Annotated in this window: 12 protein-coding genes; 6 read left to right on the forward strand and 6 right to left on the reverse strand. The window is 63.1% G+C overall.

The genetic code is table 11. The features are described from left to right. Positions 1-26: 26 nt before the first annotated feature. On the reverse strand, positions 27-2,240 hold the full coding sequence (locus tag M729_RS0115070) for a heavy metal translocating P-type ATPase (RefSeq protein ID WP_027162063.1): 2,214 nt from the start codon (positions 2,238-2,240) through the stop codon (positions 27-29). A gap of 104 nt (positions 2,241-2,344) precedes the next feature. On the opposite strand from M729_RS0115070, the gene M729_RS0115075 reads away from it, so the two are divergent. Continuing rightward, on the forward strand, positions 2,345-2,761 hold the full coding sequence (locus M729_RS0115075; RefSeq protein WP_013530143.1) for a helix-turn-helix domain-containing protein: 417 nt from the start codon (positions 2,345-2,347) through the stop codon (positions 2,759-2,761). An 8-nt stretch (positions 2,762-2,769) separates the two neighbouring features. Here M729_RS0115075 and M729_RS0115080 read toward each other — a convergent pair whose 3' ends face one another. Together M729_RS0115080 and katG are read right to left on the reverse strand one after the other, a co-directional pair. After that, entirely contained in the window at positions 2,770-3,327 is a 558-nt protein-coding gene (locus M729_RS0115080) for a GNAT family N-acetyltransferase (protein WP_027162064.1), read from the reverse strand. 182 nt (positions 3,328-3,509) lie between these two features. Then, positions 3,510-5,705, reverse strand: coding sequence for a catalase/peroxidase HPI (gene katG, locus M729_RS0115085; RefSeq protein WP_027162065.1), 2,196 nt, complete (start codon positions 5,703-5,705; stop codon positions 3,510-3,512). 265 nt (positions 5,706-5,970) lie between these two features. On the opposite strand from katG, the gene M729_RS0115090 reads away from it, so the two are divergent. Then, positions 5,971-6,924, forward strand: a complete 954-nt coding sequence (locus M729_RS0115090; protein ID WP_027162066.1) for a hydrogen peroxide-inducible genes activator — start codon at positions 5,971-5,973, stop codon at positions 6,922-6,924. A gap of 20 nt (positions 6,925-6,944) precedes the next feature. Here M729_RS0115090 and M729_RS0115095 read toward each other — a convergent pair whose 3' ends face one another. Then, positions 6,945-7,658 (reverse strand): DNA helicase, encoded by a 714-nt coding sequence (locus tag M729_RS0115095; protein WP_027162067.1) that lies wholly within the window; start codon positions 7,656-7,658, stop codon positions 6,945-6,947. Between the two features lie 582 nt (positions 7,659-8,240). Between M729_RS0115095 and M729_RS0115100 the strand changes: the two genes are divergently transcribed. The 3 genes from M729_RS0115100 to M729_RS0115110 all read left to right on the forward strand — a co-directional run bounded on the left by M729_RS0115100 (position 8,241) and on the right by M729_RS0115110 (position 11,282). Then, positions 8,241-9,218, forward strand: coding sequence for a hypothetical protein (locus M729_RS0115100; RefSeq protein WP_027162068.1), 978 nt, complete (start codon positions 8,241-8,243; stop codon positions 9,216-9,218). Positions 9,219-9,795: 577 nt separating this feature from the next. Continuing rightward, positions 9,796-10,152 (forward strand): SPW repeat protein, encoded by a 357-nt coding sequence (locus M729_RS0115105; RefSeq protein ID WP_027162069.1) that lies wholly within the window; start codon positions 9,796-9,798, stop codon positions 10,150-10,152. Positions 10,153-10,364: 212 nt separating this feature from the next. Then, on the forward strand, positions 10,365-11,282 hold the full coding sequence (locus tag M729_RS0115110) for an NADP-dependent oxidoreductase (RefSeq protein WP_027162070.1): 918 nt from the start codon (positions 10,365-10,367) through the stop codon (positions 11,280-11,282). 32 nt (positions 11,283-11,314) lie between these two features. Here M729_RS0115110 and M729_RS0115115 read toward each other — a convergent pair whose 3' ends face one another. Next, positions 11,315-12,064: a hypothetical protein gene (locus M729_RS0115115; RefSeq protein WP_245267585.1), complete on the reverse strand. Its 750-nt coding sequence runs from the start codon at positions 12,062-12,064 to the stop codon at positions 11,315-11,317. Between the two features lie 167 nt (positions 12,065-12,231). Here M729_RS0115115 and M729_RS0115120 point away from each other — a divergent pair, with 167 nt between their 5' ends. Further along, positions 12,232-12,672: a DUF2267 domain-containing protein gene (locus tag M729_RS0115120; protein ID WP_027162072.1), complete on the forward strand. Its 441-nt coding sequence runs from the start codon at positions 12,232-12,234 to the stop codon at positions 12,670-12,672. Positions 12,673-12,734: 62 nt separating this feature from the next. Here M729_RS0115120 and M729_RS0115125 read toward each other — a convergent pair whose 3' ends face one another. Continuing rightward, complete coding sequence (locus M729_RS0115125; protein WP_013530133.1) at positions 12,735-12,950, reverse strand: hypothetical protein; 216 nt, start codon at positions 12,948-12,950, stop codon at positions 12,735-12,737. Between the last annotated feature and the right edge of the window lie 35 nt (positions 12,951-12,985).

Here is a 12,985-nt window from a genome sequence, read left to right on the forward strand (position 1 = left end):
AAAGATCGCGATCAACCAAAAACACTTCACCCGCGCCAGCGCAGCAGGCGCATGGCGTTGGCGGTGACCAGCACGGTCGCGCCGGTATCGGCCAGGATCGCCGGCCACAGGCCGGTGATGCCCAAAATGGTGGTGACCAGGAACACCGCCTTCAGCCCCAGCGCCACGGTGATGTTCTGGCCGATATTGGCCATCACCGCCCGCGACAGTTTCACCATACGCGCGATGTCCATGACGCGGCCGTGCAGGATCGCCGCGTCCGCGGTCTCCAGCGCCACGTCGGTGCCGCCGCCCATGGCAATGCCGATATCGGCGGCCGCGAGCGCCGGCGCGTCGTTGATGCCGTCGCCGACCTTGGCGACCTTGAAACCCTCGCGCTGCAATTCGCCGACGATGCGCTGCTTGTCCTGGGGCAACAGCTCCGCCCGCGCCTCGATGCCGAGCGAAGCGGCGATGGCTTGCGCCGTGCGGCGGTTGTCGCCGGTCAGCATCACTGCGCGGATGCTCTCGGCCTTCAGCGCCGCGATCCCGGCCGCAGCATCCGGCCGCGGCTCGTCGCGCATGGCAATCAGCCCGGCCACCACGCCATCGGCGACGAGCACTGACACCGTCTTGCCCTGGCCGTTGAAGCTGTCGACGACGAGGCGCTGCGCTTGCGTCATGTCGGCGCGTTCGCCCGCCGCCTGGCCGGAGCCGAGGAAGACGGCGACGCCGCCAACGCTGCCCTCGACACCCTTGCCCGAGATTGCCTTCGCCGCGAGAGCCGGCGGCACCGGCGCCTTGTCGGCCTTGGCCCGGTCCAGGATCGCCATCGCCAACGGATGGCTGGAGCCCTGCTCCAGTGCTGCCGCCAGCGCCAGCACGGTGCGTTCATCCCTTCCATACGCCACGATGTCGGTGACGACAGGCTTGCCTGCGGTCAGCGTACCGGTCTTGTCGAAGGTGACCGCCGTGAGCCGGCGAAAGCCTTCCAGCACCGCACCGCCTTTCATCAACAGGCCACGCCGCGCGCCGGTCGCCAGGCCCGCGGCGATCGCCGCCGGGGTCGAGATGACCAGCGCGCAGGGGCAGCCGATCAGCAGGATCGCAAGGCCCTTGTAGATCCATTCGTTCCAGTCGCCGCCGGCAAGCAGCGGCGGCAACAATGCCACCAGCGCACCGACCGCCAGCACCGCCGGCGTGTAGGTGCGCGAGAAGCGGTCGATGAAGCGCTCGGTCGGCGCCTTGGCCTCATGCGCCTCCTCCACCAGCCGCACGATTCGGGCGATGGTGTTGTCGGAAGCGGCCGCCGTCACCCGCACCTTGAGCACGCCGTCGATGCTGATCGTGCCGGCAAAGACGGCGTCAGCGACGCCCTTGCGCTTGGGCGTGCTCTCGCCGGTCACCGGCGCCTCGTCGATTTCGCTCGCGCCCTCGATGATCTCGCCATCGGCCGGGATGCGGTCGCCCGGCCGCACCAGGATGATGTCGCCGACCGCAAGGTCTTCGGCGGGACACTCCGATGTGCCGCCTGCGCGCTCGACCAAGCCCGTCTTCGGCACCAGATCGGCAAGTCCCTGGATGCTCGCCCGCGCCCGGCCGGCGGCGACACCCTCCAGAAGCTCGCCGATCAGGAAGAGCACCACCACGGCGGCGGCCTCTTCAGTGGCACCGATCATCACGGCGCCTATCGCCGCGATGGTCATCAGCATCTCGATCGAAAACGGCGTGCCGGCCAATGCCGCCATCAGCGCGCGCCGTGCGATCGGCACCAGGCCGACCAACAGCGCGGCCAGGAACACCCCGCGTTCCGCCACCGGGAACAGATGGCCGATGCCGTATGCGGCGAGAAGCGCTGCCGCGCAGGCGAGCGTCAGCACCGCCCGGCGGGAACGCCACCACGCCTGCCCCGTCTCGGAATGGCCATGATCGGGATCGGGATCGTGGATCGCATGATCGTGGCCTTCATGGTCATTGTGCACGTAATCGGCGTGCGCCTTGTCTAACATCGGCGATACATGTGCCTCGGCCCTGACGATGCCGTAGCCGAGCCGAGCAACCTGCTGCAGCACCCTGCCTTCCGGCAACGCGCCGCCATGGCTGACCGTCATGCTGGCACCGGTCACCGAAACCGAGACATCGGCGACGCCGTCTAGGCGACGCACCGCCGTATCGATCTTGGTTGCGCAAGAGGCGCAATCCATGCCGCCGATCTTGAACCGCGTCTGCCTTATTTTTACCTGGTCGAGGGGCGCCGTCATCACATCACCTGTCTGTCTTGCCCGCGCGGCGTCGCCGCATGGTCTTGAACGCTGATGTCAGGCACTGTAATTGCTCTAGTCACTAGAGCTTCAAGAGGCAATTCATGTTTTCGATTGGTGATCTCTCGCGCCGCACCGGGGTCAAGGTGCCGACCATCCGCTACTACGAGCAGATGGGCCTTGTTGCCGCACCCGAGCGCTCGGAAGGCAACCAGCGCCGCTATTCCAGGCAGGAGCTGGAGCGGTTGGCCTTCATCCGCCACGCCCGCGATCTCGGTTTCGCCGTCGAGGACATCCGCTCTCTGATCGATTTGAGCGGCCACCCCGAGCAACCCTGCGGCCACGCCGACAAGATCGCCGAGGAGCAACTGATCTCGGTGCGGGAAAAGATTGCCCAGTTGAAGCGGCTCGAGGCCGAGCTCGAACGCATCGCCACGTGCTGCAATGGCCAGACGGTCGGCGACTGCTACGTCATCCGCGCGCTATCGGATCATGCGCTGTGCGCCGATGAGCATGGTTGAGATACATCCTACAGCTCGATCCGGAACCGCAAGCTTTCCGCTCCGCCATAGGCGGCGTCCTCGAAAAAGCGTTCGACGAGCTTGCCGCTATTGGCCAGGATCACCTTGTGCGAGGCCGGATTGCCCGGTTTGGCGGTGATCTCGACGTGAGCCAGGCCGACCGCCCTCGCCTCCTCCAGCATCAGGCGCAGCGCCTGTGTAGCGTAGCCGCGCCGCCGCTTCCACGGCACCACCGCATAGCCGATATGGCCGAGCACATGCGGCGGCAGGTCCGACGTGCCCTTCTGCCAGCGAAAGCCGATCGAGCCCGACGCCTCGCCGTCCCAGATCCAGCGGCGGAAGCCCGGCAGGCGCGGCACTTTTTTGCCGTCGGGCAAGGTGATCGGACCGCCCCTGGCCTGGGGATCATCGAGGTCGGCGAGAAAAGCCACGGGATCCCTTTCGATTGCCGCAAGCTGCTCGCGCGTCGCTTCCAGCAATCGCACATTGTCCGGCGACCAGCCGCGTTCGAGTGCCGCCTTGTAGGACGGCAGATGTTCGAACGCGGGTTTGACGATTTCGATCATGGTGCACCGGTGCAGACGCGATGCCCACAAAATAGCATGCTTGACCAGGGAGGCACGGTCCACCAAAGCGCGGCCCCATACGACAAAGGCCGCGCTCCCATCACTGGAAACGCGGCCCTGGCGTTGTGTCCTTGGGAGGACCGGCGATCCGGCGCGGCCGCGCCGGAGCACCTTTAGCGATCTCAGGCGATGTCGAAGCGGTCGGCGTTCATCACCTTGGTCCATGCCGCAACGAAATCCCTGGTGAATTTCGCCTTGGCGTCCGCCGACCCGTAGACCTCGGCAAGCGCGCGCAATTGGGCGTGCGAGCCGAAGATCAGGTCGGCACGGGTGCCGGTCCACTTGACCGCCTTGGTGTTGCGGTCACGCGCCTCGTAGACTTCGTCGGAGCCGGCGGCCGGATCCCAGACCGTGTTCATGCTGAGCAGGTTGACGAAGAAGTCGTTGGTCAACGTACCCGGCCGGTCGGTGAACACGCCGTGCTTCGAGTTGGCCGTGTTGGCGCCGAGCACACGAAGACCGCCGACCAGCACCGTCATTTCGGGTGCGGTCAGCGACAGCAATTGCGCCCGGTCGACCAGCATGGCTTCGACCGACATCGGCTGCTTGCCCCTGACATAGTTGCGGAAGCCATCGACTTTCGGCTCGAGCGCGGCAAAGGAATGGACATCCGTCTGTTCCTGCGAAGCATCCATGCGACCCGGCGTGAACGGCACCTTGGCCTCGTGGCCGCCATCCTTCGCCGCCTTCTCGACAGCGGCGACACCGCCGAGAACGATGAGGTCGGCCAGCGAGATCTTTTTCCCGCCGGTCTGTGCCGCGTTGAACTCCTTCTGGATGGCTTCCAGCCTGGCCAGCACCTTCGACAGTTCCGCCGGCTGGTTGACCTCCCAATCCTTCTGCGGCGCCAGCCGGATACGTGCACCATTGGCACCACCGCGCTTGTCGGAATTGCGGAACGTCGAGGCCGAGGCCCACGCCGTCGAGACCAATTCGGAAACCGACAGGCCCGATGCCAGGATCTTCGCCTTCAGCGACGCAATGTCCTGCTCGCTGACCAGTTCGTGGTCGACCGCGGGGATCGGATCCTGCCAGATCAGTTCTTCCTTGGGCACGAGCGGGCCGAGATAGCGAACGACCGGACCCATGTCGCGATGGGTCAGCTTGAACCATGCGCGGGCAAAGGCGTCGGCGAACTGGTCCGGATGCTCATGGAAGCGCCGCGAGATCTTCTCGTAGGCCGGATCGACCCGCAGCGCGAGATCGGTCGTCAGCATGGCAGGCGCGCGGCGCTTGGACGGATCGTGGGCATCCGGCACGGTGCCGGCACCGGCGCCGCCCTTCGGCGTCCACTGATGGGCGCCCGCAGGGCTCGTGGTCAGCTCCCATTCGAAGTTGAACAGATTGTCGAAGAAGTTGTTGCTCCACTTGGTCGGCGTCGTGGTCCAGGTCACCTCGAGGCCCGAGGTGATGGCATCGCCGGCGATGCCCGTGGCATGCTTGCTCGACCAGCCGAGGCCCTGCGCCTCGATGCCGGCGCCTTCCGGCTCCGCACCCACAAGCGAGGCATCGCCGGCGCCGTGGGTTTTGCCGAAGGTGTGGCCGCCGGCGATCAGCGCCACGGTCTCCTCGTCGTTCATGGCCATGCGGCCGAACGTCTCGCGAATATCGCGTGCCGAGGCCAGCGGATCCGGCTTACCGTTCGGCCCTTCCGGATTGACATAGATCAGACCCATCTGGACGGCGCCGAGATGGCCCTGGAGTTCGCGGTCGCCGGAGTAGCGCTTGTCGTCGAGCCACTTGGTTTCCGAACCCCAATCGACGTCCTGTTCGGGTTCCCAGACGTCGGCGCGGCCGCCAGCAAAACCGAAGGTCTTGAAGCCCATCGATTCCAGCGCGACGTTGCCGGTGAGGATCAGCAGGTCGGCCCAGGAGATCTTGCGCCCATATTTCTGCTTGACCGGCCACAGCAGCCGGCGCGCCTTGTCGAGATTGGCATTGTCCGGCCAGCTGTTGAGCGGAGCAAAACGCTGCTGGCCGGCCCCGGCGCCGCCACGGCCGTCGCCGATGCGGTAGGTGCCGGCACTGTGCCAGGCCATGCGGATGAACAGCGGCCCGTAATGGCCGAAGTCGGCCGGCCACCAATCCTGCGAATCCGTCATCACCTGGTGCAGGTCCTTGATCACCGCATCGAGATCGAGCGACTTGAATTCCTCGGCATAGTCGAACTCTTCGCCCATCGGGTCCGAAAGGTTCGACTGCTGATGCAGAACGCCAAGGTCCAGTTGGTTCGGCCACCAGTCACGGTTCGTCCTGCTGGAGGATCCGTGCGCAACGGGGCATTTGCCGGCACTGGGATCATCGGTCTGTGCGTCCATGTTCTTCTCTCCGATCGTGGCTGTGTTGAGCTGTTCAACTGCTGCGTGAACAGGGACACAAAAATGTCCCTGTAGGCGGTCCGTTTCATGGCTGGCGCGATGACCTGAGCCCGATACGCGACCGAATATGTTGGATGTCCTGTTGCTGCGGGCATGCGCCTCACCAGGCGGTCCCGGCTGCTCCTCATCTTCGTTACGACTCCTATAGCAAAGCCGCTTGATTAATTTAAGTTGGATTTCCTGATTGCAGCGATAAGATGACATTATGACAAACCTGACGCTGAAGCAGCTGCGTTATTTCGAGGCGCTGGCCCGGCACAATCATTTCGGCCGCGCCGCCGATGCCTGCTCGATCTCGCAGCCCGCCATCTCGGTGCAGATCCGGGAGTTGGAGGAAACGCTGGGCACGGAGCTTTTCCAAAGAGGCCCACGCCAGGTCCGGCTGACCAATTTCGGCGAGGAATTCGCCTTGCGCGTCCGCGACATCCTGCGCTCGGTGGATGAGCTGACGGATCTGGCCCGCGCCTCGCGCGACCGGCTGGTGGGACGGTTGCGCATCGGCGTGATCCCGACGATCGCACCCTACCTTCTGCCTGCCATCATCGGCAACCTCGCCCGCATGCATGACGGGCTCGATATCCACGTGCGCGAAACGCAAACGCAGAAGCTGATCCAGGAACTGGCCGACGGCCGGCTCGACGCGGCCATCGTCGCCTTGCCGGTGTCGGAACCCTCGCTGACGGAAATCGTGCTGTTTGCCGAGAACTTCGTGCTGGTCCGGCCCGGCGAGGACGAGGGAAAGCCGGTCCCCAACCGCGAAATGCTGCGCGAGATGCGGCTGCTTCTGCTGGAGGAAGGCCATTGTTTTCGCGACCAGGCGCTGTCGTTCTGCAACATGCATTCGGCGCGGCCAAGGGAGTTGCTGGACGGCAGCTCGCTGTCGACCCTGGTGCAAATGGTCGGCGCCGGTGTCGGCGTCACCTTGATTCCCGAAATGGCCGTGCCGGTGGAGACGCGCTCGGCGGCGGTGTCTGTCGCCCACTTTGCCAACCCCCAACCGTCGCGGACGATCGGCATGATCTGGCGCAAGACAAGTCCGATCGCCAAACAGCTGCTGCTTATATCCGAAGTGGTTCGCCAGGCGGCCGATACGTTGCGGGCGCAGCACGGCTCGGCATTGCTTGCGCAGCCCGTGAATCTGCCGGCAGCCGCTCAATGAAGGCTTGGCTGACCGGATCGTCAGCCTGCCGCGTGGATTCGGATTTCGCCCTTGTTCAGGAAGCAGGTCTTGTTGAACAGCGACAGATCCAGAGGGTTCGGCAACCGCACATCGCCGATATCGGGAACCGGCTTCTGCGCCGGGTCGTAGGACCGGTCGATCTGCGAGATGAAGACGAGGATCAATCCCCTGTCGCCGGCAAACGCCTTCAGCGTGCGAACCTGCGCCATCAGCTCCGGATTTTGCCGCTTCTGGTCGAGCAGTTGCAGATAGTCGATCACCACCAGCGTGCCGCGCGGCGCCGAGCCCAATGCCCTGACGATATAGTCGGCGCTGATGGCGTCGGAATTGTCGAACACGAACCGGTCGTTGAACTGCACCGGGTCTGCCCCGATGGCTCGAAACCGGTCGAGCACATCCCGCTGCGTATACTCCAGCGTGAAGAACACGCCCCGACTGCCGGACTTCATGGCTTCGATTGCCAGTTCGAGACTCATCAGCGTCTTGCCGTGGCCGGGTCGTGCACCGACCAGGACCAGATCGCCGGGCGCAAGTTGCGCAAACAGTGTGCCGGCAGGCGCCGCCCCGGCTGCCTTGGCCGCAAGCAGGCTCCAACTGGCGAAGCCTTCCCGTACTGCAACGCGATCAAGCGCTTCGTGGAGCGGAATTTTGGCCTCGCGGGACAAAAGCCTGGCTTGACGCTTCAGATGATAGACGGGCGCGGACAGTTTCATGACAAACCTCCTGGTGCGAGCCGTTTTCGCAACCCCTCCTTATGCCAAGCGCTCGAACAGTTGGTTCGGTGATGAGAGAGCCCTGCATGGATGATGCTTTCCCGGCGGAGGGAGGGGGCGTGGGCCACGCCAGAATCAGATGATAGCTCAATGCCTGCGTATCGAAAATCGCGGACCTCTAGAGAATAGGTTCCGAACCCGCGGCTTTTCGCGATAGGAATTTTTTCTTGACTCCCTGCACTCAGCTATGGTACATATTTGTCCATGGTGCTGATTTGCGCCAATGGCCCGCCGCACAGGCGGGTTTTTCGTTTGATGCTCCGTCAGCCAACGCGCCGACGAGCTCGAAGAAACCCGCCAACCCGAGTTTGTTGCCCTGCTTCAAGGATGCGAAGACGTCCGCCGCAAGCCTGGAGCCAGCATGTCGGCGTAGGCGTTTGCATGCATCGACCTGCTTTACGGATCTTCATGCGGGTACGCTAAACAAGATGTGTTTCGCCTGATAATGCGAGGCCATCTATGATCGATTCTCGCGGCAATACCGCAAGAAATAGCCATTCGCTTCGACAGGAGAATTGATCCGTGCGGTTGAGATCTGTTTGTCTGGGCGTCGTCGCCAGCTTTTTCGTCGCCGTCATCGCCGTGACGGTGTCGGCTCGATCCTTTGCCGCATCATCTGACGTTCCGGCCTGGCTGCAGGCTCATGTCGGCAACAGCGACGGCCAGATCTCACAGATTGTCCTCGAACGAGCCCGCGCGCTTTATCGGAAGAAGGTCGCCCAAGGGGCCGTCAAGAACCCCTGCTACTTCGCCTTGGATGCGACACGCCCCAGCGATCTGGGCAATGGCGTGCTCGGCCGCCGCTACTACGTCATCTGCGAGGCCAGCGAGTCCTTCCGCGCGATTTCGTCGGGTCATGGCAGCGGGCGGAATCTGAAGGGCGTCGTCGATTTTTCGAATGGCAAGCGGTGCGCTAGGAACTTCGGCAATGCGATGGATTCATCGTTGACGGCCGGCGGCGCCTATATGACCCGCGAGGCGAAAACCTCGTTCAAGGGTTATTACCGCACTGGTGCGAAACGGGACGTGGCTTTCCAGCGCACCTTCATCCAGTTCGACGGCGAAGGCGAAGCCGCGAACGCCAGGCAGCGGGTGATCGGCGGCCACGCGGCCCAGGTGCTGCACGGCCTGTGCCTGCGCAAAAATCCGAACAGCTCGCATGCCGACCATGACGGCTTCGTGCCGTTCGGCAAGCTGGTGGATTATGCCGGCGGTCGCAGCAATGGCTGCACCAGTTGGTCGCCGGCGGATGCGCAGCAGATTATCCCGATGGTCAAGGACAATCCGACGACGCTCTACATCTACCCGGAATCGCGCGACATCGCCGCGGTCGCAGCCAACCATTCACAGCCGGGCACCTATTGGAACGCGTCCTGCCTGAAGGAAATCGGCACACCGAAATTCTGGCCGCGAAAGACCCTCGAGCCGATCATCGCCCAATACAGGAAGGATCATCCGGCACCGCCGCCGCAGCCAGTGCCGATTTGCACGCAGCCGTGACGTCCGCTTCGGCATGCGAACCATGCGCATTGATCAGCAACCCGTCGTGAACCGGTATCGATCCCGATCTCCGAGGTTTGCCAGCGTCTGACTCCCCGCGCGTCGTCGATGTCGGTAGCCAAAGGCTGGGATAGGTTCATTTGTAACCTCGGCGCGTTGGTCCCCAGAGACAACGCGCGCCCATGGCGCGGGCGGCCGCCGCCGGACCAAGGGTACCCGCGGCAGGAAGGAAGCGGCACAGAAGGCTGCCAGAACGCGAACACATCACGCTTACATTGAACGTCTTCTTCGAGGACTGGCGCTCCGGGTGACGACTATGATCGAGACATGGGTAATCGCCTGCGCCTCGCACTTTCCCGCCCGCGTTGTATGTCGCGAACGGATCGGGAGTGGCTGAATGCTCCCGGCGAGGAGAGTTCCCGGTGCCGTGTCCAGGCCGATTGGTTGGAACCAACGGCCTGCTCTCCAGTTAGAAAGCCAGCAAGTCTGGTTGTAGCCTTGCCGCCATGTGACCGACGGTTTCAAGGCCGCCGATTGAGCTTCGGAAGCGTGGAGAGCACGCTTGATGGAGAAAATCATGAACCAATGGTCAAACGCCAAGCTCTGTGACGTAGCAAATCTGGTCCTCGGAGCAATTCTCTTCTTCTCTCCATGGATATTCGCCTTCGCGGCGGGGACACAGTCCCAGAATGCCATGGGCAGCGGCATCGTGATTGTCGTGCTTTCGGTTGCCGCCCTCTTCGCCTTTGCTGTCTGGGAGGAATGGCTGAACCTCGTTGTGGGTCTTTGGGTAGTCGTGTCTCCCTGGGTGCTTGGATTCCAGGCAACCACAGCCATGGGCGTGCATGTTGTAATCGGCGTTCTGGTCGCGGTGCTGGCTGCGATCGAGCTGTGGATGATGAACCAGAACCCGCCGACGCAGTCTACGGCCTAGCAGGACTGGGCGTCCTTGCGGCGGCCTGATCGTGACGGATTGGCCGCCGACAAATTGGCATCCCGCTGGGTCGCCGATGACGGTGGAAAATCATCTGACGGTGGCCCCCCGGGAGGCCAGCGTGCCTGCCGCCGCAACCTCGGCTGCACAGCCGCTGACGACAGCCCTGCAGAAAGCGTCGCCGAAAGCCAGACAACAGGAGGTATGCCGACATGAAAGCAATCCGCATCCACGCTTTTGGCGGACCTGAGGTCCTTTCGATCGATCAGGTCCCCTCGCCTCAGCCGCTAGACGACGAGGTTGTGCTCAGGGTCCGCGCCGCAAGCGTCAATCCGATCGACTACAAGACCCGCGAAGGGTCGGTGAGCGAGACCCTGCCGGTCACGCTCGGGCGCGACGTATCCGGCACGGTGGAAATATGCGGTACGCGGGCGCATACGTTGAAGAAGGGCGACCCGTTGTTTGCGATGCTTGGTCATGACCGGGGCGGCAATGCCGAATATGTCGTGGTCAAGGCGACGGAGCCGGCTGCCAAACCGGATCGTCTAAGCCATGTCGAAGCCGCGGCGGTGCCGCTTGCCGGCATCACCGCATGGCAAGGCCTTTTCGATCATGGCGGCCTCAAATCCGGACAACGGGTTCTCATCCATGGCGGCGCCGGCGGCGTCGGTCATCTGGCGATCCAGCTGGCCAAGGCCGCGGGCGCGTTCGTCGCGACAACCGTTTCCGCCGAGGACGTCGTTTTCGTGCGTGAGCTTGGCGCCGATCAGACGGTCGACTACAAGAATCAGCGTTTCGAAGAGGTCGTCGATGCGGTCGACCTGGTGTTCGATCTTGTCGCGGGCGACACGCAGGAGCGCTCCTGGGAGGTGCTCAAGCCTGGCGGGACGCTCGTTTCCACGCTTTCCCAACCGTCGCAGGAAAAGGCAAACTTGCGTCGGGCGCGTGGCGTCTCCTACCTGGCCGAGCCGAATGCGGCGCATCTTGCCGAGATCGGCCGCCTCATCGAGGCCGGCAAGGTCACCCCCTTCGTGCAAGCCACCTACCCGCTTGGAGAGGTCGCCAAAGCGGAAGAACGGCTGGAAAATGAGCATGTGCGTGGCAAGATCGTGCTTGAGGTTTCCGCCTAGCGCGAGTTGATGCTCCTGCCCTCTCGAACGGGTTATCCGATCCGCGCCTTGCCGTCGCTGTCCGGCACGTTTGGAAACAGCACCTTCAGCTTGTGTTCCGCGCTTGCCCAACTGCGCCTGTGATGTTGCCACAGGCACCAGTTGCTCACCGCAAAAGCTAGAATGCCGACAGTCACGGCGAGACTGACCGTCGAGCCAACGACGACCTTGAGCATCACGCCGGCAAAGACACCGGCGATGGCACCGTTGACGACATTCACCATCCCTGCGGTTCCGGCGAACGCTTGCCAGGACCTTGGCTTGAGGCCGACATCGGCCAGCAGAGCCGTTTGGTTGTCATGGGTGGAGTGAACCAGATAGCGCGCCATCGAAGGGGTGAGCTCGGTGTAGCAGTGCCTGATGCGTGCCATGCCGCGGGCGTGGACCATGTCTTCGATGGCCACCTGCACAGCCCTGACGAATGTCACCAGCCCAATGAAGTAGAGGCACGGCAACAGGATCAGGCTGAACAGCATGAAAGGAAGCCCCATCCTCGTCACCTGGGCCACGAAAGCAAGGGCGATCGTGGCGCTGGATACCGAAGTCAGGAACAAATTTGCGCGCTGATTTGCCTCCTGAATAGTCGCCGCCCTGGCGGTCCCCAGCACCAAATGCTCCGTCGTCATCATCTGCAGGAGTTGCTGTCGGTTCTCGCCTTCAGTGGTTTTTGTCTTCCTTGCAGGCATCGCAAAAAACCCGTTGCAGGACGCGCTCCCCCCAACCAGCTCCTCAAAGCCGCCCACCCAGGAACGAACTGCTTCGGAAGGGGTTCCGGCGCAACCAAGACCACTACCGTGGATCCCGGGGCAGAGCCGGATCACAGGCCGAGCCAATTTTGTCGACAGATAGCGAAACGATTGTCCCTGAGCATCGTTTCGAAACCAGACATGAATTTGATGAGGAGGCGATGATGAGCGCTACCGGTTTGGATGTCTTTGACAGGACGCTGCAGACAACCAACATCTGGCTCGACGAGATCATGGACGATCATGGTCCGGATCGGCGAATTGCATGGCACATATTGGGCGCGGTCCTGCGGACCGTAAGGGACAGGCTGCAGATCGGGCTTGCGGCCAAACTTGGGGCGGAACTGCCGCTCCTGGTGCGCGGCGCCTATTACGACCACTACCGGCCCGCAGCCGAGCCGGACAAAACGCGCTCCCTGGAAAACTTCTCGCAGCACATCGGCGAGGAATTGAAATCGATCCGCCCCGTCGATCCCGAGGATGCAGCACGCTCGGTATTCCGAGTTCTTGCACGGCATGTTGATCTTGGCCAATCGGCTAAGGTGCGCGATGCGCTGCCGAAGGAAATCCAGGCGCTCTGGCCTGAAAGCCTCGGTGTCAAATAGAGATGGTACGAATCTGACGGCTCCCCGGACAGCCAGGCCGAGGCTGGCGCCCCTGTCGGGCGTCAGTCCCGCAAACGGTTGGCGGCATGATCCTGATGCTGCTCGGTCGCGACCTGCCTGGAGTCCAAACCGCGTTCTTTGGAATGCTGTGCCTTGTCGCGATTGGACAGAACCTTGTTTTCTTCGAGCTTGTCTTTTGGCGTCACGGTCATGGCGCCTGTGCCGGAACCCTTTCCTTGTGAACCTGCTCCGATGTGCTTCTTGCTGCCGCGTGCCATGGGCTGCCTCCAATCTATGACGAATGTTCCAGGAG

This window comes from Mesorhizobium sp. WSM1293, assembly GCF_000513875.1.
GTDB classification, from domain to species: Bacteria; Pseudomonadota; Alphaproteobacteria; order Rhizobiales; family Rhizobiaceae; genus Mesorhizobium; species Mesorhizobium ciceri.

What these genes read in the sequence shown, in the direction of transcription:
- M729_RS0115090 (WP_027162066.1), top strand. Translation starts at nt 5,971, where the DNA reads ATGACAAACCTGACGCTGAAGCAGCTGCGTTATTTCGAGGCGCTGGCC.
- M729_RS0115110 (WP_027162070.1), top strand. Translation starts at nt 10,365, where the DNA reads ATGAAAGCAATCCGCATCCACGCTTTTGGCGGACCTGAGGTCCTTTCG.
- M729_RS0115120 (WP_027162072.1), top strand. Translation starts at nt 12,232, where the DNA reads ATGAGCGCTACCGGTTTGGATGTCTTTGACAGGACGCTGCAGACAACC.
- M729_RS0115105 (WP_027162069.1), top strand. Translation starts at nt 9,796, where the DNA reads ATGAACCAATGGTCAAACGCCAAGCTCTGTGACGTAGCAAATCTGGTC.
- M729_RS0115070 (WP_027162063.1), bottom strand. Translation starts at nt 2,240, where the DNA reads ATGACGGCGCCCCTCGACCAGGTAAAAATAAGGCAGACGCGGTTCAAG.
- katG (WP_027162065.1), bottom strand. Translation starts at nt 5,705, where the DNA reads ATGGACGCACAGACCGATGATCCCAGTGCCGGCAAATGCCCCGTTGCG.
- M729_RS0115095 (WP_027162067.1), bottom strand. Translation starts at nt 7,658, where the DNA reads ATGAAACTGTCCGCGCCCGTCTATCATCTGAAGCGTCAAGCCAGGCTT.
- M729_RS0115080 (WP_027162064.1), bottom strand. Translation starts at nt 3,327, where the DNA reads ATGATCGAAATCGTCAAACCCGCGTTCGAACATCTGCCGTCCTACAAG.
- M729_RS0115075 (WP_013530143.1), top strand. Translation starts at nt 2,345, where the DNA reads ATGTTTTCGATTGGTGATCTCTCGCGCCGCACCGGGGTCAAGGTGCCG.
- M729_RS0115125 (WP_013530133.1), bottom strand. Translation starts at nt 12,950, where the DNA reads ATGGCACGCGGCAGCAAGAAGCACATCGGAGCAGGTTCACAAGGAAAG.